This window comes from Roseobacter cerffii (assembly GCF_054226325.1).
Map to the genome: position 1 here is coordinate 2,581,668 of NZ_CM135757.1, position 17,926 is coordinate 2,599,593.

The window sequence follows — 17,926 nt, forward strand, 5'->3', positions numbered from 1 at the left end:
GCGTCAGCCCTTCTCCATCATGTCCGCGACCAACCGGTCGAGCGCGCGCACGCCCCAGCCTGTCGCGCCCTTCGGCGCCAGCTTGGTCGCCGATTTCAACGAGGCCACGCCCGCAATATCCAGGTGAATCCAAGGCGTGTCCTCTTTCACGAAGCGCTGCAGGAATTGCGCCGCGGTGATCGACCCCGCAGGCCGCCCGCCAATGTTCTTCATATCTGCGATGGGCGATTTCAGCATATCGTCATAGGCCTGCCCCAGCGGCATCCGCCAGGCGCCCTCGGCCTCCGCCTCCGCCGCTTTCAGGAAGGCATTGCACAGCGCATCGTCGTTCGAAAACACGCCCGCATTCTCATGCCCAAGCCCGATGATGATCGCCCCGGTCAGTGTCGCCAGATCGATCATGCCCGCAGGCTCGAACCGCTCCTGCGCGTACCACATCACATCACAGAGCACCAAGCGGCCCTCCGCATCGGTGTTCAGGATCTCGACCGTGTCGCCCTTCATCGATTTGACCACATCGCCGGGCCGGATCGCCGTCCCCGAGGGCATGTTTTCGACGAGCCCAACCAGCCCCACCACATTGGCCTTCGCCTTGCGCAGCGCCAGCCCGCGCATCACGCCTGCCACGGTGCCGGCACCCCCCATGTCCATGGTCATGTCTTCCATGCCCGCCGCCGGCTTCAGGCTGATCCCGCCGGTGTCAAAGACCACGCCCTTGCCGATCAGGGCCAGCGGGGCGGCACCCTCCTCACCACCGTTCCATTGCATCACCACGACCTTGGATGGGCTGGCCGAGCCCTGGCCCACCGCCAGCAGCGTGCGCATGCCCAGCTCTTCCAGCTGGTCCTCGTCCAGCACCTCTACCTTCAGGCCAAGGTCCGCCATCGCCTCCAGCCGGTTGGCGAACTCCGTCGTGGTCAGCACGTTGGCGGGCTCGTTCACCAGATCGCGGGTCATGAAGGCGCCATCGGCGACGGCCAACAAAGGCTCTGCTGCCGCCTCGACCCCGGCAGGATCATTCGCCATCACCGCGATAACGCCCTCCGCGGCCTCGCCGGAGGTCTTGTGATCGCGGAACTGATAGTCGCGCAGCACCGCGCCTTGCACCACGTAGGCCGCCCGCTTGGCCGAGCCGACCGCCAGCAGCAAATCCGCCTTGCCGCGCTTCTGCCCGAGCAGCGCGCCCGCATGCCGCGCGGCGACCTCCGACGCGCCCCGGCTCAGACAGATCACATCGACCGCCTCCGCCGCCATCCCCGCGGGATAGGCCAGCGTCAGGCTGTCGCCTTCCTTGAACCCCGCCTCGACACGCGCCTCCAAGGCGCGTTTCAGCGCCCCCTTGCTCAGCCGGTTCACCCGCCGCCCCGCCACATCGAGCCGACCGGAGGCATCGACGATCAACCCGACCCGCCCTGCGTGATCGGCCAGAAGGTCTATGTCGGTTTCGCGGAAGCTGACGGCGGTGAGCGTGGTCATGAGATGGCCTTTCTGATTGGGGTGCCCTCACGACCTAGCGCGCTCATCCGCCAAAGACCAGATAGCAGTTTTCCAGCCTCGCTCTTTGGTCTATCGTCGCTCACAACAGAGCAGACGAAAACAAGGGGGACACGGGTGAGCAAGATCGACAGATATATGCTGTCGCAATTGCTGATCCTGTTTGGATTTTTCTCACTCGTGCTTGTGGCCGTCTTCTGGATCAACCAGGCTGTGGTGCTGTTTGACAGGCTGATCGGCGATGGTCAGTCGGCACTCGTGTTTCTGGAGTTCACGGCGCTTGGCCTGCCCAAGCTGGTCACCACAATCCTGCCGATTGCCGCCTTCGCCGCCACCGTCTACGTGACCAACCGGATGAACAACGAAAGCGAGCTCACCGTGCTGCAGGCGACAGGCTCGGGCCCCTACCGCCTGGCGCGGCCGGTGCTCGTCTTCGGGATGATCGTCTTCCTGATGGCCTCGGCGCTGCATCACATCCTGCTGCCCATGGCGCTGCAGCAGTTGAGCGAGCGCGAGACGGAGATCTCGCAGAACGCCACCTCACGCCTGCTGACCGAAGGCACGTTCCTGCATCCGTCGAAATCGGTCACCTTCTATGCCCGCGAAATCTCCGAGGACGGGGTGCTGCGTGACGTGTTCCTATCAGATCGGCGCAAGCCTGAGGAAGGTGTGATCTACACCGCCGCCGAGGCCTATCTGCTGCGCAATCAGAACATCACGACCCTGATCATGCTCGACGGCATGGCGCAGCGGCTCAGCACCGAGACCAATCGCCTCTCGACCGCCAAGTTTCGCGACTTCTCTTTCGATATCAGTGCCCTGGTCCGCAATGACACCTCGCAGGCCCTGCGCGCGCGCAACATGACCACGCCGATGCTGATGACCCCATGGGAGCCACTTGCGAGGGAAACCCGGCAGCGCGTCGGTGACATCGCCGAGGAGTTCCACGCCCGCTTTGCCGAGCCGCTGTTCTGTGTCGTGGCCGCGATGATCGGCTTCACCACGCTGCTTGTGGGTGGCTATTCGCGCTTCGGGGTCTGGCGCGAGGTCTTCGTGGCCTTTGGTCTCTTGCTGATGATCGACGGGATCGGCTCGACACTGCAAAACCCCGTCCGTGACGAGGCGCGGCTCTGGCCATTGCTCTACCTGCCAACGGTCTGCGGGGCACTCCTGTCGCTGGGCATGATCTGGTATGTTGCGCGCCCGCGATGGCTGCGCCGCAAACCCTCCGCTGCGCGTGACGAGGCGGTGACATGATCCTGCATCTCTACTTCGCCCGCCGCTTCGCGATGAGCTTCCTGATCCTGACGCTTGTGCTGTTCTCGCTGGTCGCCCTGGTTGATCTGGTCGATCAGGCCAGCGACTTTGGTGATCTGGGCGTGAGCTTCGGGCGCATCGTCGGGCTCACGCTGCTGAAGGCGCCGGAGACAGTGAACGAGATCCTGCCGCTGATCATGATCCTCGCGACGATTGTGCTCTTTGTCGGGCTCGCGCGGTCCTCCGAGCTGGTCGCGACCCGGGCGGCGGGGCGCTCGGCCCTGCGGGCTCTGATCGCCCCTGTGGTGGTTGCGCTGATCATCGGGGGTCTGGCCGTGACGATGCTCAACCCGATCGTCGCGGGGACCTCGCAACGCTACAGCGAGCTTTCGGAAAGCTACCGCACCGGCGGGGCATCGACCCTCTCGATCTCCGGCGAGGGGCTCTGGCTCCGGCAAGGCGGCGAGGACGGGCAGACCGTGATCCGGGCCTGGCGGTCGAACTCCGATGCCTCCGTGCTCTATGACGTGACCTTCCTCTCCTACGCGCCGGGCGGCGGCCCCGTCCGCCGGATCGCCGCGCAAAGCGCCGCTCTTGAGAATGGCGGCTGGTCGCTCACCGGCGTCAAGCTCTGGCCGCTCCAGGTCGGCACCAACTCGGAGGCCAATTCCGAAACGCACGACGAATACTTCATTCCCACCACGCTCACCCTCGAACGCATCCGCGAAAGCTTTGGCCGCCCCAGCTCCATCTCCATCTGGGCGCTGCCCGAGTTCATAGCACAGCTCGATCAGGCGGGCTTTTCCTCGCGCCAGCACCGCGTCTGGTTCCAGTCCGAGCTCGCCCGCCCGCTGTTTCTGATGTCCATGGTTCTTGTTGCGAGCGCCTTTACCATGCGGCATACCCGGTTCGGGGGCACCGGCATCGCGGTGCTGGCGGCGGTACTTCTGGGGTTCGGTTTGTATTTCATTCGCAGCTTTGCGCAGATCCTGGGCGAAAACGGCCAGATCCCCATCTATCTCGCGGCCTGGGCGCCGCCCGTTGCGGCGGTGCTGCTGGCCTTGGGCCTGCTGTTGCATGCTGAGGATGGCTAGTCCGGTGGTCCGTGTCCTGCTCGCCTTCCTGCTGGCTCTCGCCCCGACGCTTCTCACAGCGCAGGAGGATCCGTCGCAGCCAGCGGTGCTGATCGCTGACGAGCTTTTCATCGTGAATGACCGCGAACTTGTGGCCCGCGGCAATGTCGAGGCCTTCCAGGGCACCACCCGCGTCACGGCGTCCGAAATCCGCTATGATCGCGGCACCGGACAGTTGCTCATCACCGGCCCGATCACGATGGAAGATGGCGCGGGCATCACCGTGCTTGCCTCCGCCGCCGAGCTCGACGGGACCCTGCGCACAGGCCTGCTGCGCGGCGCACGGATGGTGCTGAACCAACAGCTGCAACTGGCCGCGGTGCAGATCCAGCGGGTCAACGAACGCTACAGCCAGCTCTACAAGACCGCCGTGACCTCTTGCCAGGTCTGCGAAGACGGCAGCCCGCCACTCTGGCAGATCCGCGCCAAACGGGTCGTGCACGACAAACAAGAGCGGCAACTCTACTTCGACGGCGCGCAATTCCTGATCCGCAACGTGCCCGTCTTCTACTTGCCGCAGCTTCGGTTGCCGGACCCCACGGTGGAGCGCGCCACCGGCTTTCTGTTCCCAAGCCTCGAGCAGAACACGGAATTCGGCATCGGGATCAAGGTCCCCTACTTCATCAACATCGCCCCGGACCGCGACCTGACCCTGACGCCCTATATCGCCACCGGCACGCGCACGTTGGAGTTCCGGTACCGCCAGGCCTTCCGCAAGGGCCGCATCGAGTTCAACGGCGCGATCTCGCGCGATGATGAGCGCCCGTCCGAGACGCGCGGCTACCTCTTCGCCGACGGGCAGTTCGATCTGCGCAACGATTTCAAACTGGACTTCGACATCGAGGTCACGACCGACGACTCCTATCTCACGCAATACGACTTCTCCGGCAAGGACCGGCTCGACAGCGCGATCACCATCAGCCGGGCGCGGCGTGACGAGTATATCTCCGGCGGTCTGATCGCCTTCAAATCGCTGCGCGACGAGGATGTGAACTCGGAACTGCCCACGCTGGTGGCCGATGGCATCTATGAGGCCCGGTACTTCCCGCATCAGATCGGGGGCGAGCTGCGGTTCGCGCTGAACGCCCACAGCCACTATCGCTATTCCGATGACGACATCGTCGGCCGCGATGTGTCCCGCGCCAGCGCCGAGGCGGACTGGCTGCGCAGCTGGACCCTCCCGGCGGGGCTCCGGGCGGATGTGACCCTCGGGCTGACCACCGACCTCTTCAACGTCACGCAAGACAGCTCCGTGCCCCAGACGCAGTCCCAGATCAGCCCCCGGGGTGCCATTGCCCTGCGTTATCCGATGGCGCGCAGCGATGGCGATGGCGTCACGCAATTTCTCGAACCGATTTTCCAGGTGGGCTGGGTCGGCGGCGACCAGATCGACGTGCCCAACGAGGAAAGCACGCGGGTCGAGTTTGACGGCGGCAACCTGACATCCCTCTCGCGCTTCCCCGAGCCCGACCGGCGCGAGCGCGGGCGCACCATTGCGCTCGGCGTCAACTGGGCCCGGTTCGATCCCGATGGCTTCGACACCTCGCTGACCTTCGGCCAGGTGCTGCGGCAGGACGCCGATGAGGCCTTCACCGAGACATCCGGGCTGACCGGCACGTCCTCCGATTATCTGGTCGCAGGCCAGATCAAATCCCAAGGTGGCCTGATCCTGACTGCCCGAACGCTCTTCGATGAGGATTTCGACTTTTCCAAGGCCGAGATCCGCGGCGATTTTTCCGGCCAGCGCACGACGCTGGGCGGCAGCTATCTGTGGCTACAAAGTGACCCCGGCGAAGACCGCGACGAGAGCATCGCCGAGATCGCGCTCGACGGCTCCTATCGGGTCGACAAGTATTGGACGGCAAATGCCGACTGGCGCTATGATATCTCGATCAGCCGGGCCTCGACCGCAGGTGTCGGGTTCACCTACGAGAATGAATGCGTCTCGGTGGGCTTCTCCATCGACCGGCGCTATGCCACCTCCTCAAGCCTTGAACCCTCAACCAGTTTGGGCTTAACCATCGGTCTACGGGGCTTTTCGGCACGAAAAGGAACAGAGACCTACACAAGAACATGCGGGTAGATCAAACCATGACGGCAGTGAGCAGACTGAGCACCATTATCGCCCTCGCAACGGGCATCGCGCTGGCAACGCCCCTCGCGGCGCAGGGGCTTTTCGACCCGGCGGTTTATGTCAACGACGATGTGGTCACCGAATACGAGATCGAACAGCGCGCGGCCTTCCTGCGGCTGCTGAATTCGCCGGGCAGTGGCCGTGACGACGTGATCGACACGCTGATCAACGAGCGCCTTCAGGCCCAGGCCGTCGAGGCGGCGGGCTTCGAGCTTACGCCCGAGGCGCTGGACGCGGGCATGGAAGAATTCGCCGCGCGCGCCAACCTGACCTCGGAACAGTTCATCCAAGCCCTGGGTGACGGTGGCGTAGCCGAGGAAACCTTTCAGGACTTCGTCGAGGTCGGCGTCGCCTGGCGCGATCTGATCGGCGCCCGCTTTGGCGCCCGCGTCCAGATCAGCGAGACCGAGATCGACCGCGCGCTTGGCGCCACCGGCGGCACCACTGGCATCCGCGTGCTGGTCTCCGAGATCATCATCCCCGCGCCGCCCGAGCAGAAGGAGCAGGTGGACGAGATCGCGCTCGAAATCGCCGGCAGCCAGTCCACCGACGAGTTCTCCAACTACGCGCGCGAGTTTTCCGCCACCGCCTCGCGCGAGGCGGGCGGGCGCCTGCCGTGGCAGGATCTGAACAACCTGCCCCCGGTTCTGCGGCCCATCCTGCTGTCCCTCGCCCCCGGCGAAGTGACCGACCCGCTGCCCATTCCCAATGCCGTCGCACTCTTCCAGCTGCGCGACATCCAGGAAACCGGCGCACCGTCGCAGAGCTTTGCCGCTATCGAATACGCGGCCTACTACATCCCAGGCGGGCGGTCGCCTGCCGGTCTGGCCGCCGCCGCAAAGGTGCGCGCGCAGGTGGACGTCTGTGACGATCTCTACGGCATCGCCCAAGGCCAGCCCGAGGAGGTGCTGGAGCGCGGCAGCAAACCCCCGGGAGAGATCCCGCAAGACATCGCATTGGAGCTCAGCAAGCTTGACCCCGGCGAGGTGTCCACCGCCCTGACCCGCGCCAATGGCGAGACGCTTGTCTTCCTGATGCTCTGTGGCCGCACCTCCGAGGTGAACGAGGATGTGGCGCGCGAAGACGTGGCCCGGTCGCTGCGCTCGGCCCGGCTCAACGCCTATGCCGACAGCCTGCTCGACCAGCTGCGCGCGGACGCCCGTATCGTCACCCCATGACCACCGCCACCGCACCTGTGGTGATCAGTTGCGGAGAGCCAGCGGGAATAGGGCCAGAGATCGCCGCACGTGCCTGGGCGGCGCTGCGCGGGACCGTCCCTCTGGCATGGATGGGCGACGCCCGGCATCTGCCTGCCGAGACACCGCACCGGGTCATCGAGACACCGGCGATGGCGGCGGAGGTGAGCCCCGACGCCCTGCCCGTCCTGCAGCATGACTTCCCGGCCCCCGCCACGCCCGGCCAGCCCGACCCCGCCAATGCGCAAGGTGTGATCGACGTGATCGCCGCCTGCGTCGCGCTGGTCGACGCGGGCAAGACCAGCGCGCTCTGCACCGCCCCCATCCACAAGCAGGCGCTGATCGAAGGCGCGGGCTTTGTCTATCCGGGCCACACCGAATACCTCGCGTCCCTTGCCGGGGGCGCCTCCCGCGCTGTGATGATGCTGGCTTCGGATCAGCTGCGCGTGGTGCCCGCGACGATCCACATCGCGCTGGAAGACGTGCCCCGGGCCCTGACGCCCGCGCTTCTGCGCGAGACCATCGAAATCACCCACGCCGACCTGCGCGGCCGCTTTGGCGTGGCCGCGCCCCGGCTGGCGATTGCCGGGCTGAACCCGCACGCGGGCGAAGGCGGCACCATGGGGCGGCAGGAGCTCGACTGGATCAATGCGCTGCTCGACGAGATGCGCGATGGGGGCTTCGACCTGCGCGGCCCCCTGCCGGCCGACACGATGTTTCACGCCGCCGCGCGCGACCGCTATGACGCGGCCATTGCCATGTATCACGACCAGGCGCTGATCCCGATCAAGACGCTGGATTTCGACCGCGGTGTGAACGTGACCCTCGGCCTGCCTTTCATCCGCACCTCACCGGATCATGGCACAGCCTTCGACATCGCAGGCACGGGTACGGCGAACCCCACAAGCATGATCGAGGCGATCAAACTGGCTGCGCGGATGGCGGGCCGGTGACACCTCCGACGCGCATATTCGGGGAGCACTGAAGATGAGCGCCATCGACAGCCTGCCGCCCCTGCGCGAGGTCATCCGCACCCATGATCTGCAAGCGCGCAAATCCATGGGGCAGAACTTCCTGCTCGATCTGAACCTCACCGCCAAGATTGCACGCCAGGCAGGCGACCTGACCGGCTGCGACGTACTGGAAATCGGCCCCGGCCCTGGCGGGCTGACGCGCGGGCTGCTGGTAGAAGGCGCCCGCCACGTACTCGCCATCGAGAAAGACAGCCGGTGCGGGCCCGCACTGGCCGAGATAGCCGCCGCCTATCCGGGGCGCCTCACGGTGCTGGAAGGCGACGCGCTCCAGATCGACCCGCTGCAGCATCTCACACCCCCCATCCGGGTCGCCGCGAACCTGCCCTACAACGTCGGCACCGAGCTGCTGGTGCGCTGGCTCACGCCCAAAGACTGGCCGCCCTTCTGGCAAAGCCTCACGCTGATGTTCCAGCGCGAGGTGGCCGAGCGGATCGTCGCACAGCCGGGTAGCAAGGCCTACGGCCGCCTCGCGATCCTCGCGCAATGGCGCGCCGAGGCCCGGATTGTGCTGCAGTTGCCGCCCGAGGCCTTCACCCCGCCGCCCAAGGTCTCCAGCAGCGTCGTGCACCTCACTGCCCTGCCCGAACCGCGGTTTCCAGCCGATGCGGATGTGCTGAGCCGCGTCGTCGCCGCCGCCTTTAACCAGCGCCGCAAGATGCTGCGCGCCGCTTTGAAAGGCGTAGCCCCAGACATTGAGGACCGGCTCATCGCCGCCGGGCTCAAACCCACCGACCGGGCCGAGCAGATCTCATTGGAAGGGTTTTGTGCGCTGGCCCGTACCGTCGCGCAGACATGAAAAACCCCGCCGCAGCGGGGTCATCGACACTCTATTCCGCCGCCTTCGGCGCATCGTCTCCGCTGGGCGGGTCTGCCTCGGCGCTCTTCTCAGGCTTGGGCCGGGGCTTGCGGCGCGGCGCGCGCTTGGGTTTGGGCTGGCTTTCCGGCGTCTCCACCAGCGTGCTCTCGTCGTCGCTGGCGGCCACATCCGGCTGCGGCTGCGAGCCCTGATCGACGGGGGCCTGACTGGCCTCGCGCTCCTGACGCTCGGCGCGCTCACGGTCCCGCTCGGCCTGGCGTTCGCGGTTCTGCCGCTCCTGCTCTTCCCGGCGCGCCTCGATCTCGCGCTGTGCCTCGGACAGCAGCCGCGTGTAATGCTCCGCGTGCTGCTGGAAGTTCTCCGCGGCCACGCGGTCATTGCTCAGCTGCGCATCGCGCGCCAGCTGGTTGTATTTCTCGATGATCTGCTGCGGCGTCCCCCGCACCTTGCCCTCGGGGCCCGAGCTGTCAAACACACGGTTGACGACGTTCCCGCCCTGATTGCCTTGTGACCGGTTACGGTTGCCCTTCGAGCGGGACCGGGATCTCGATGATTTCATGAAGCTCGCTCAGCCTTCGTGCTGTGGATCGTATGCAGGATACGCGTTTTGACGGTATGGTATCCGGGGTATCACTATGTTGGGCTTAACGCCGCGCGGGACCACCTAGCCGAGGCATCCACCGCTGCAACATCTTTGAATAAGCATGCGGCCCGCGTTGCCGCAAGGGGTAACAGCGACTTTTACACAGATTTGTCGATTTTTCCTGCGTTTTCAGACCATATCACCCGGGTTTTGCGGCAGAAACCACACGGTCCCGCCCCCCAAGATCGGGGAGAATCGCCACCTCGCCCCAGCCCTGTGCGCGGAAGATCGCGGTGACCGCAGGTCCTTGCTGCCAGCCGATCTCAACCAGGACGCGACCCTGCGCGCTGAGATACCCCTGTGATTGTGCCGCGATGACCCGATAGGCGGACAAGCCGTCCTGCTCATCGGTCAGCGCAAGCCGCGGTTCGTGGTCGCGCAATTCCGGCTGGACATCGCGCATTTCCTCCGCCGCGAGATACGGCGGGTTGGCCACGATCAGGTCATAGCGCCCCTCGACAGCCTCGAACCAATCCGATTGCAGGATGCGGGTGCGGTCGGCCACCTCGTGGCGCGCGGCGTTCGCACTGGCGTGCAGGCAGGCCGCCTCCGAGACATCGACGCCAATGCCCTGGGCCAGCGGCCGTTCGGCCAGCAAGGTGACAAGGATGCACCCCGACCCCGTGCCCAGGTCCAAGACGCGCTCAAAGGGTTCGGACAGCGCCGCCTCGATCAGCGCTTCGGTTTCCGGGCGCGGGTCGAGCACATCGCGGCTGATCTCGAAGGACCGGCCGTAGAACTCGCGCGCGCCAATGAGCTGCGAAACCGGCACGCGGACGGCGCGCAAGGCCACCAGATTGTCGTAGCGCTCGGCAATGTCCGGGGCGATGTCTTCGGGGGCGATCAGCGTGACACGCGCCGCATCGACCTTGGCCGCATGGGCCAGCAGCACCCGCGCATCCCGCGCGGGGTCCGGCACACCGGCGGCGCGCAGCCGCGCCATCGCCGCCACCATGGCCTCAGCCGCCGTCATGTGCCCATCTCCGCCATCAGCCGCGCCTGAGCATCGGCAGTCAGCGCATCGACAATCTCGTCCAAGTCCCCCTGCATCACCGCATCAAGCCGATAGAGCGTCAGGTTGATCCGGTGATCCGTCATGCGGCCTTGCGGAAAGTTGTAGGTCCGGATGCGCTCGGACCGGTCGCCCGAGCCCACCTGCGCCGCCCGGTCCGCCGAGCGTTCGCCATCAACGCGCGCACGCTCCATGTCATAAAGCCGTGCGCGCAACACCTGCATCGCGATCTCGCGGTTGCGGTGCTGCGATTTCTCCGAACTCGTCACCACGAGGCCCGTCGGCAAATGGGTGATCCGCACCGCGGAATCGGTCGTGTTCACATGCTGCCCGCCCGCACCGGACGAGCGCATCGTATCGATCCGCAGGTCATTGGCATCAATCTGAATGTCCACATCCTCGGCCTCCGGCAGCACCGCCACCGTCGCCGCCGAGGTATGGATGCGCCCGCCGCTCTCGGTGCTGGGCACCCGCTGCACGCGGTGCACACCGCTTTCGAACTTCAGCCGCGCAAAGACGTCCTGGCCCTTCACATGAGCCACCATCTCCTTCACACCGCCCAGCTCTGTCTCCTGCAGCTCGATGATGTCAAACGCCCAGCCCTTGCCTTCCGCATAGCGCTGGTACATGCGCATGAGATCCCCGGCGAAAAGTGCGGCCTCGTCGCCGCCCGTCCCGGGCCGAATCTCCAGCATCGCGGGCTTGGCATCGGCCTTGTCGCGCGGCAGCAGCGCCAGTTGCAGCGCCGCCTCCGCCTCGGGCAAAGCCTGCCGCAGCCGGGGCAATTCCTCCTCGGCCAGCGCCGCCATATCCGGGTCACCCAGCATCTCCTGCGCCTCATCCAGATCGCTCAGCAAGCGCTGGTACGCGGTGATCTGCTCCACCACAGGCCGCAGGTCGGAATACTCCTTGGCCAGCGCCGCAATATCGGCTGCCGCGTCCCCGGTCGCCATCGCCGCCTCGAGAAACTCGAAACGTGCTGTAATTTGTTGCAATTGCTCTACCGGGATCATCCTGCGTCTGTCCGACATTGAAAGGCTTTGGTCAAGGCCCACAGCCATGCTAAGGTTTCGCGATGAAACGATTAAGCCTGCTTCTGATCTGGGCTGCGCTGCCCGGGATTGCCGACGTCACCAGCCCCAGTGGCAAGACGGTGGATTGCTACTGCACCGACAAATCCGGCGACCGGATCGAGCTGGGGCAAACCATCTGCCTCCAGGTCGACGGTCGCATGTTCATGGCACAATGCCAGATGTCGCTCAACGTGCCGATGTGGCGCGAGGTGAGCCAGGGCTGCCTGTCCTCATCCCTGGACAGCGGCGATCACCCGCTCCAGTCGTTTGCGGTTGACGCCCAGATCTGACGCCCCGAACCGCAGCCGCGCAAACATCCTGATCTGACCGTCGCGCAGCTCGACCGTGGTCAGATCCGGAAAGCCGAACACCGCCGAGCGCGTCACATAGGTGATCCGCCCCTCACCCACCGATCCGGCCAAAAGCTCGGTCCGCGGCAGGCCGCGCATCACCTCGTCCAGGGCCTGCAAGGCCCCCTCTTCGGCCGGGATCACCCGCACCGCACCGCCTGCCAGATCCTGATCCGTCGCCTGCTCCACCGGCTGATGCCAGCGCGCCGGATCGACAGGCGCCAGCCGCACATAGGCCATCGCCACCACGATGACCCCGATCAGACCCCAAAGCACCATCCGCTTCACCCTTCCGAAAATACTCCCGCCGGAGGCACCCACCCTCTCACCGCGTCTTGACGCCAGGCAGAACGCACAACAGCTCAAACAGGATATTCGCCCCCACCAGCGCCGTGTTGCCGGTGGTGTCATAGGGGGGCGACACCTCGACCAGATCGCAGCCCACGATATTCAGCCCCTTCAGCGCGCGAATGAGCTCCATCGCCTGCGGCGTGGTCAGCCCACCAATCTCCGGCGTGCCGGTGCCGGGCGCAAAGGCCGGATCCAGACTGTCGATATCGAAACTCACATAGGTGGCCTGATCAGGCCCGATATCCCGCCGCACCTCACCGCCCAAGGTCGACAAGCTCCGGTGCCACAGCTCCTGCGCCGGGAACTGCTGGAACCCCCAACCCTGTGCCTCGCTGAAATCCTCCGCCGTGTACCCGGTGCCCCGCAAACCAATCTGATAGGTCTTTTCGGGCAGGATCAGCCCCTCTTCATAGGCGCGCCGGAACACCGTGCCATGGGTCTCCTTCTCGCCAAACATCTCGTCATTCACATCCGAATGCGCGTCCACATGCACCAGCGCCACGGGCCCGAACCGTTTGTGCATCGCCCGCAGGATCGGCAGCGTGATCGAATGATCGCCGCCAATCGCCATCGGCATCGCATCATAGTTCAGGATCGCCTCATAGCTCTCCTGAATGATCCGCAGACTGTCGGCCAGCGAAAAGGTGTTGATCGCCAGATCCCCGATATCCGCCACCTGCAGGCTGTCGAAGGGGGCGGCCCCCGTGCCCATGTGATACGGCCGGATCATCGCGCTCTGGCTGCGCACCTCCTTCGGTCCAAACCGCGTGCCCGACCGCCACGAGGTGCCGATGTCCATCGGAATGCCCAGCATCGCCACATCCAACCCCTTGAGATCGTTCACAAAAGGAAGCCGCATGAAGCTGCCCGGCCCGGAAAACCGCGCCAGGTCATTGCCGCTGATCGGTTGGTTCTTCTGTCTGCTCATTGCCTTAACTTTCTTCGCGTATCCGCCAGCCCAGCAGGCTGAGGATCTCTGTCGCCACATGCGCCCCCGCGATGGCCGTGGCCCCCGTGGTATCAAACGGGGGCGAGACCTCGACCACATCGCCGCCGCGGATGTTGATCCCCGCCAGCCCCCGCAGCATCGCCGCCGCCTGTGCGCTCGTCAGCCCGCCCCAGACCGGCGTGCCCGTGCCCGGCGCATAAGCCGGATCAAGCGCATCAATGTCGAAACTCAGATAAGCAGGCCGATCGCCAAGGATGGCCTTCACCCGCTCGACCACCGCCGCCGGTCCGATCTCATGCACTGCCGCGGCGTCAACGATATTGACCCCAAGCGTCTCCGCATTGGTGGTGCGTATCCCCACCTGCACGCTGGTCGCCGGATCCACGATCCCCGATTTGACTGCCTTGTAGAACATCGTGCCGTGATCCACCCGGGCCATGTCATCGTCCGCCCAGGTGTCCGTATGCGCATCGAACTGCACGAGACTCATCGGGCCGTATTTCTCCGCGTAGGCCTTCAGGATCGGAAAGCTGATGTAATGATCCCCCCCGAGCACCACGCTCGCCGCCCCCGCCTCCAGAATGCCGCGAATATGCGCGGTCAGCGCGTCCGGGAAGGCCGGGATATTGGCATAGTCAAAGGCCAGATCACCGTAATCGACGATCACCCGCTCGGACAAAACATCGAAAGGCCAGCCATAAGGCGGGTCTGGCGCCTGCAGGGTCGAGGCCTCGCGGATCGCCCGCGGCCCCAGCCGCGTGCCGGGCCGGTTTGTCACAGCCTGGTCGAAGGGCACGCCGGTCACCGCAATATCGACACCCGTCAAGTCCTTGGTATAGCGCCGCCGCAGAAACGAGACCGCGCCACCAAAGGTCAGCTCAAAGCTCGGCCCCCGCGGGTCCTCACGCGTGAAGGCGTGATCCATCTGCGTCTTGGCATCTTCCAGCGCCATGGCTCAGGCGCTCACCGGCTGCGCCCGCTCGACCAGCCGCGCAAAGAAGGACGCGCCAATCGGGGCGATCTCGTCGTTGAAATTGTACTTGGGGTGATGCACGCCCGCCGTATCGCCCTGCCCCAGCATCAGATAGGCGCCAGGCCGCGCCTCCAGCATATAGGAGAAATCCTCGGCGCCCATGACCGGGTCAACATCCGGGTTCACCCCCGCTTCGCCTGCCACCTCATCGGCCACCTCTGCCGCAAAACTCGCCTGCTCGGCGTGGTTCACCGTCGGCGGATAGCCGAACTCGATCTCCAGCTCCGCCGCCACACCAAAGCTTGCGCCATGGCCATCCACGATCTCCTGCATCCGCTTGACCACCAGCGCTTGCACCTCCTTGCTGAAGGTCCGGATGGTCCCGTTGAGGTACGCCGTCTCCGGGATCACGTTGTCGGTGGTGCCGGTGTGGATCTGCGTGACCGAAATCACCAGTTGGTCGAGCGGATGGCGATTGCGGCTCACGATGGTCTGCAGCGCCTGCACCAGCGAACAGGCCGCCACCACAGGGTCCACCGTGTCATGCGGCCGGGCTGCGTGCCCGCCCGTACCGGTGATGCGAATGTGAAACGTATCCGCCGCTGCCATGATCGGCCCGCTGCGCGTGTTGAAACTGCCGAAATCCCGCCCGGGCGCGTTGTGGATCGCATAGACCTCGCCGATATCGAAGCGTTCCATGATGCCCTCCTGCACCATGACCTCGCCACCGCCGCCAAACTCTTCGGCCGGCTGGAAGATCAGCGCCACGCGCCCCGCAAAGTTCCGCGTCTCCGTCAGGTACTTCGCGGCCCCCAGCAGCATCGCCGTATGCCCGTCGTGCCCGCAGGCGTGCATCTTGCCCTCATGGGTCGAGGCATACTCGACGCCGGTCTCCTCGGTGATCGGCAGCCCGTCCATATCCGCGCGCAACCCAATGGTCGGCCCCTCGCCGCGCCCCTCGATGATCGCGACTATGCCCGTCTTGGCGATCCCTTCATGCAGCGCATCCACCCCGAACTCGCGCAGCCGCTCGGCCACGAACTGGGCCGTCTTATGGCACTCCAGCCCCAGCTCCGGGATCGTGTGCAGATGCTGGCGCCACGCGGCCATATCGGCACTCATGTCGGCAATCCGGTTTACCACGGGCATGGGGTGGACTCCTTGGGTGATTGTTTGTCAGGTGCATGTGACACGACAGAGAGGCGGGCTGCAATGGGGGACGATCTGATCCATGACCGGGAGGCGGGGATTGAGCGCTTGCTGCACATCATGCGGCGCCTGCGCGACCCTGACACGGGCTGCCCCTGGGACGTCGAACAGACCTTTGAGACCATCGCCCCCTACACCATCGAGGAAGCCTATGAGGTCGCCGACGCGATCCAGCGCGCCGACTGGCCCGAGCTCGAGGGCGAGCTGGGCGATCTGCTCCTCCAGACCGTCTATCACACCGCGATGGGCGAAGAAGCCGGGCATTTCACCTTCCAGTCGGTAGTGCAGGCGATCTCCGACAAGATGGTCGCGCGCCACCCGCATGTCTTCGGAAATGAATCCCGCGAGAAATCCGCCGATCAGCAGACCGCCGACTGGGAAGCCATCAAAGCCAAGGAACGTGCAGGCAAGGCCCAGAAAGGCGCGCTCGACGGCGTCGCCATCGGCCTGCCCGCGCTCCTACGCGCGCTCAAGCTGCAAAAGCGCGCCGCCCGCGTGGGCTTTGATTGGCCCTCCACAACCCAAGTGCTCGACAAGCTGCGCGAAGAGGCCGCCGAGCTGGTCGAAGCGCAGGACACCCTAAGCCCCGACGCCATCGAGGATGAATTCGGCGACCTGCTCTTCGTCATGGCCAATCTCGGGCGGCACCTCGGTGTCGACCCCGAAGCCGCCTTGCGGCGCACCAACGCCAAGTTCACACGCAGATTTGAAGAGGTCGAAGCGCGGCTCGCCACAGCTGGCAAAACCCCGTCCGACAGCACGCTTGAGGAGATGGACGCGCTCTGGGACGCCGTCAAAGCCGAAGAACACGCCAGACGCAGAGGCTGAGCGCCCCCGCGCTCACCTAATCTGACCATCTGGACAAATTCCGCCCGGATTGCGAGGGTCGCGCCGGTACGATTCTGGAGCCTCCATGTCCCCCCGCAAAATCATCATCGACACCGACCCCGGTCAGGACGACGCGGTTGCCATTCTGCTGGCCCTCGCCAGCCCGGCTGACATCGAGGTTCTGGGCATCACCTGCGTCGCAGGCAATGTGCCGCTCGCGCTCACGTCGAAAAACGCCCGCATCGTCTGCGAGCTTGCGGGCCATCCGGAGGTGAAGGTCTACGCCGGCTGCGACCGTCCCTTGGGCCGCGAGCTCGTGACGGCCGAGCACGTGCATGGCGAAACCGGCCTCAACGGCCCTTTGCTGCCCGACCCCACGATGCCGCTGCAGGATCAACACGCGGTCGACTATCTCATCGAGACGCTAACCCCTGCCGCCCCGAACTCCATCACCCTCTGCCCGCTCGGCCCGCTCACCAATATCGCCACCGCCTTGCAGCGCGCGCCCGAGATCGCCGAAGCCGTGCAGGAGATCGTGCTCATGGGCGGCGCTTACTTCGAGGTGGGCAACATCACGCCCACCGCAGAGTTCAACATCTACGTCGACCCGCAAGCCGCTGATATCGTGTTTAAATCCGGAATTCCGATTGTGGTGATGCCGCTCGATGTGACGCATAAAGCGCTGGTCACGGCCCCGCGCAACGAGGCTTTCCGCAAAATCGGCAACGCCGCGGGCACCGCCGTGGCCCAGATGACCGATTTCTTCGAACGCTTCGACAAGGAGAAATACGGCTCCGAAGGCGCCCCGCTGCACGACCCCTGCGTCACCGCCTACCTGATCAATCCGGACCTCTTCCAAGGCCGCCACATCAACGTCGAGATCGAAACCCAGTCCGAGCTCACCCTGGGCATGACCGTCGCCGACTGGTGGGGTGTGACCGACCGCGCGCCCAATGCGCTCTTCATCCAGGACATCGACGCCGACGGCTTCTTCGCGCTTCTGACCGAGCGGCTGGCCCGGTTATGAGCGCCGCGCTCACCCTGGCACAGCCGGAGCACGCCGACCGGCTGGATGCGCTTGTCGCAGCCTTCCACACCGAACACGGCATCACGCTATCAGAAGACGCCCGCCGCGCCGGGCTCATGCCGTTGCTCGAAGGCTCACCGCATGGTGCCGCCTATCTCATCGGCCCACCCCGCGCGCCCATCGGCTATGTGGTCATCACCTTCGGCTGGTCGGTGGAGTTCGGTGGCCTCGACGGCTTCATTGACGAAATCTACATCCGCCCCGGCGTGCGCGGGCGCGGCATCGCTTCGGAAACCCTACAAAGCCTGCCCCGCGCGCTGGCAGGCGCGGGCCTCAAGGCATTGCATCTGGAAGTGGACCGCACCTCCGAAACGACCCAGAAGCTCTACGCCCGCGCGGGCTTCACCGCGCGGCCCGACTACATGCTCATGACCCGCCGGTTCTAG

General features: G+C 65.4%; 18 protein-coding genes. 10 read left to right on the forward strand and 8 right to left on the reverse strand.

From position 1 onward, the window contains the following. Positions 1 to 3: 3 nt before the first annotated feature. Positions 4 to 1,476, reverse strand: coding sequence for a leucyl aminopeptidase (locus tag ACVC7O_RS12510; protein ID WP_458322458.1), 1,473 nt, complete (start codon positions 1,474 to 1,476; stop codon positions 4 to 6). 135 nt (positions 1,477 to 1,611) lie between these two features. On the opposite strand from ACVC7O_RS12510, the gene lptF reads away from it, so the two are divergent. Genes lptF through rsmA form a run of 6 tightly spaced genes read left to right on the forward strand, consistent with a single transcriptional unit; the run spans position 1,612 to position 9,044 of the window. Further along, positions 1,612 to 2,751 (forward strand): LPS export ABC transporter permease LptF, encoded by a 1,140-nt coding sequence (lptF, locus tag ACVC7O_RS12515; RefSeq protein WP_458322459.1) that lies wholly within the window; start codon positions 1,612 to 1,614, stop codon positions 2,749 to 2,751. Further along, positions 2,748 to 3,845, forward strand: a complete 1,098-nt coding sequence (gene lptG / locus ACVC7O_RS12520) for an LPS export ABC transporter permease LptG (protein ID WP_458322460.1) — start codon at positions 2,748 to 2,750, stop codon at positions 3,843 to 3,845. The genes lptF and lptG overlap by 4 nt, the downstream gene beginning before the upstream one ends. Next, positions 3,838 to 5,967: an LPS-assembly protein LptD gene (locus ACVC7O_RS12525; protein ID WP_458322461.1), complete on the forward strand. Its 2,130-nt coding sequence runs from the start codon at positions 3,838 to 3,840 to the stop codon at positions 5,965 to 5,967. The genes lptG and ACVC7O_RS12525 overlap by 8 nt, the downstream gene beginning before the upstream one ends. Before the next feature lie 8 nt (positions 5,968 to 5,975). Beyond that, positions 5,976 to 7,196 carry a peptidylprolyl isomerase gene (locus ACVC7O_RS12530; RefSeq protein WP_458322462.1) on the forward strand — a complete coding sequence of 407 codons (1,221 nt, stop codon included), beginning with the start codon at positions 5,976 to 5,978 and terminating at the stop codon, positions 7,194 to 7,196. Beyond that, positions 7,193 to 8,167, forward strand: coding sequence for a 4-hydroxythreonine-4-phosphate dehydrogenase PdxA (pdxA, locus tag ACVC7O_RS12535; protein ID WP_458322463.1), 975 nt, complete (start codon positions 7,193 to 7,195; stop codon positions 8,165 to 8,167). The genes ACVC7O_RS12530 and pdxA overlap by 4 nt, the downstream gene beginning before the upstream one ends. Positions 8,168 to 8,201: 34 nt before the next feature. Next, a complete protein-coding gene (gene rsmA / locus ACVC7O_RS12540; RefSeq protein WP_458322464.1) occupies positions 8,202 to 9,044 on the forward strand; it encodes a 16S rRNA (adenine(1518)-N(6)/adenine(1519)-N(6))-dimethyltransferase RsmA in 843 nt (280 codons plus the stop codon). A gap of 31 nt (positions 9,045 to 9,075) precedes the next feature. On the opposite strand, the gene ACVC7O_RS12545 is transcribed toward rsmA, so the two are convergent. The 3 genes from ACVC7O_RS12545 to prfA form a co-directional block, all read right to left on the reverse strand. After that, positions 9,076 to 9,624: a DUF4167 domain-containing protein gene (locus tag ACVC7O_RS12545; RefSeq protein WP_458322465.1), complete on the reverse strand. Its 549-nt coding sequence runs from the start codon at positions 9,622 to 9,624 to the stop codon at positions 9,076 to 9,078. Between the two features lie 223 nt (positions 9,625 to 9,847). Next, the gene (gene prmC, locus ACVC7O_RS12550; protein WP_458322466.1) at positions 9,848 to 10,681 is read right to left on the reverse strand and encodes a peptide chain release factor N(5)-glutamine methyltransferase; all 834 of its coding nucleotides are present in this window, start codon (positions 10,679 to 10,681) and stop codon (positions 9,848 to 9,850) included. Continuing rightward, complete coding sequence (gene prfA / locus ACVC7O_RS12555) at positions 10,678 to 11,733, reverse strand: peptide chain release factor 1 (protein WP_458322467.1); 1,056 nt, start codon at positions 11,731 to 11,733, stop codon at positions 10,678 to 10,680. The genes prmC and prfA overlap by 4 nt, the downstream gene beginning before the upstream one ends. Positions 11,734 to 11,795: 62 nt before the next feature. Between prfA and ACVC7O_RS12560 the strand changes: the two genes are divergently transcribed. After that, positions 11,796 to 12,083, forward strand: a complete 288-nt coding sequence (locus ACVC7O_RS12560) for a hypothetical protein (protein WP_458322468.1) — start codon at positions 11,796 to 11,798, stop codon at positions 12,081 to 12,083. Here ACVC7O_RS12560 and ACVC7O_RS12565 read toward each other — a convergent pair. Genes ACVC7O_RS12565 through ACVC7O_RS12580 form a run of 4 tightly spaced genes read right to left on the reverse strand, consistent with a single transcriptional unit; the run spans position 12,024 to position 15,565 of the window. Then, the gene (locus tag ACVC7O_RS12565) at positions 12,024 to 12,422 is read right to left on the reverse strand and encodes a DUF1499 domain-containing protein (protein ID WP_458322469.1); all 399 of its coding nucleotides are present in this window, start codon (positions 12,420 to 12,422) and stop codon (positions 12,024 to 12,026) included. The genes ACVC7O_RS12560 and ACVC7O_RS12565 overlap by 60 nt on opposite strands. Before the next feature lie 46 nt (positions 12,423 to 12,468). Beyond that, positions 12,469 to 13,422 carry an agmatinase gene (speB, locus tag ACVC7O_RS12570; RefSeq protein WP_458322470.1) on the reverse strand — a complete coding sequence of 318 codons (954 nt, stop codon included), beginning with the start codon at positions 13,420 to 13,422 and terminating at the stop codon, positions 12,469 to 12,471. 4 nt (positions 13,423 to 13,426) lie between these two features. After that, positions 13,427 to 14,395: an agmatinase gene (speB, locus tag ACVC7O_RS12575; RefSeq protein ID WP_458322471.1), complete on the reverse strand. Its 969-nt coding sequence runs from the start codon at positions 14,393 to 14,395 to the stop codon at positions 13,427 to 13,429. 3 nt (positions 14,396 to 14,398) lie between these two features. Then, positions 14,399 to 15,565: a M20 aminoacylase family protein gene (locus ACVC7O_RS12580; protein ID WP_458322472.1), complete on the reverse strand. Its 1,167-nt coding sequence runs from the start codon at positions 15,563 to 15,565 to the stop codon at positions 14,399 to 14,401. A 63-nt stretch (positions 15,566 to 15,628) separates the two neighbouring features. Between ACVC7O_RS12580 and mazG the strand changes: the two genes are divergently transcribed. The 3 genes from mazG to ACVC7O_RS12595 all read left to right on the forward strand — a co-directional run bounded on the left by mazG (position 15,629) and on the right by ACVC7O_RS12595 (position 17,926). Continuing rightward, positions 15,629 to 16,453 (forward strand): nucleoside triphosphate pyrophosphohydrolase, encoded by an 825-nt coding sequence (gene mazG, locus ACVC7O_RS12585; RefSeq protein WP_458322473.1) that lies wholly within the window; start codon positions 15,629 to 15,631, stop codon positions 16,451 to 16,453. Positions 16,454 to 16,538: 85 nt separating this feature from the next. Beyond that, a complete protein-coding gene (locus tag ACVC7O_RS12590; protein WP_458322474.1) occupies positions 16,539 to 17,480 on the forward strand; it encodes a nucleoside hydrolase in 942 nt (313 codons plus the stop codon). Then, complete coding sequence (locus ACVC7O_RS12595; RefSeq protein WP_458322475.1) at positions 17,477 to 17,926, forward strand: GNAT family N-acetyltransferase; 450 nt, start codon at positions 17,477 to 17,479, stop codon at positions 17,924 to 17,926. The genes ACVC7O_RS12590 and ACVC7O_RS12595 overlap by 4 nt, the downstream gene beginning before the upstream one ends.

Excerpts from the sequence above, each read along its gene's own strand:
- prmC (WP_458322466.1), bottom strand. The coding sequence starts at position 10,681 with ATGACGGCGGCTGAGGCCATGGTGGCGGCGATGGCGCGGCTGCGCGCC.
- speB (WP_458322470.1), bottom strand. The coding sequence starts at position 13,422 with ATGAGCAGACAGAAGAACCAACCGATCAGCGGCAATGACCTGGCGCGG.
- ACVC7O_RS12590 (WP_458322474.1), top strand. The coding sequence starts at position 16,539 with ATGTCCCCCCGCAAAATCATCATCGACACCGACCCCGGTCAGGACGAC.
- ACVC7O_RS12530 (WP_458322462.1), top strand. The coding sequence starts at position 5,976 with ATGACGGCAGTGAGCAGACTGAGCACCATTATCGCCCTCGCAACGGGC.
- ACVC7O_RS12580 (WP_458322472.1), bottom strand. The coding sequence starts at position 15,565 with ATGCCCGTGGTAAACCGGATTGCCGACATGAGTGCCGATATGGCCGCG.
- pdxA (WP_458322463.1), top strand. The coding sequence starts at position 7,193 with ATGACCACCGCCACCGCACCTGTGGTGATCAGTTGCGGAGAGCCAGCG.
- rsmA (WP_458322464.1), top strand. The coding sequence starts at position 8,202 with ATGAGCGCCATCGACAGCCTGCCGCCCCTGCGCGAGGTCATCCGCACC.
- ACVC7O_RS12545 (WP_458322465.1), bottom strand. The coding sequence starts at position 9,624 with ATGAAATCATCGAGATCCCGGTCCCGCTCGAAGGGCAACCGTAACCGG.
- ACVC7O_RS12595 (WP_458322475.1), top strand. The coding sequence starts at position 17,477 with ATGAGCGCCGCGCTCACCCTGGCACAGCCGGAGCACGCCGACCGGCTG.
- lptG (WP_458322460.1), top strand. The coding sequence starts at position 2,748 with ATGATCCTGCATCTCTACTTCGCCCGCCGCTTCGCGATGAGCTTCCTG.
- prfA (WP_458322467.1), bottom strand. The coding sequence starts at position 11,733 with ATGATCCCGGTAGAGCAATTGCAACAAATTACAGCACGTTTCGAGTTT.
- ACVC7O_RS12565 (WP_458322469.1), bottom strand. The coding sequence starts at position 12,422 with ATGGTGCTTTGGGGTCTGATCGGGGTCATCGTGGTGGCGATGGCCTAT.
- speB (WP_458322471.1), bottom strand. The coding sequence starts at position 14,395 with ATGGCGCTGGAAGATGCCAAGACGCAGATGGATCACGCCTTCACGCGT.
- mazG (WP_458322473.1), top strand. The coding sequence starts at position 15,629 with ATGGGGGACGATCTGATCCATGACCGGGAGGCGGGGATTGAGCGCTTG.
- ACVC7O_RS12510 (WP_458322458.1), bottom strand. The coding sequence starts at position 1,476 with ATGACCACGCTCACCGCCGTCAGCTTCCGCGAAACCGACATAGACCTT.
- ACVC7O_RS12560 (WP_458322468.1), top strand. The coding sequence starts at position 11,796 with ATGAAACGATTAAGCCTGCTTCTGATCTGGGCTGCGCTGCCCGGGATT.
- ACVC7O_RS12525 (WP_458322461.1), top strand. The coding sequence starts at position 3,838 with ATGGCTAGTCCGGTGGTCCGTGTCCTGCTCGCCTTCCTGCTGGCTCTC.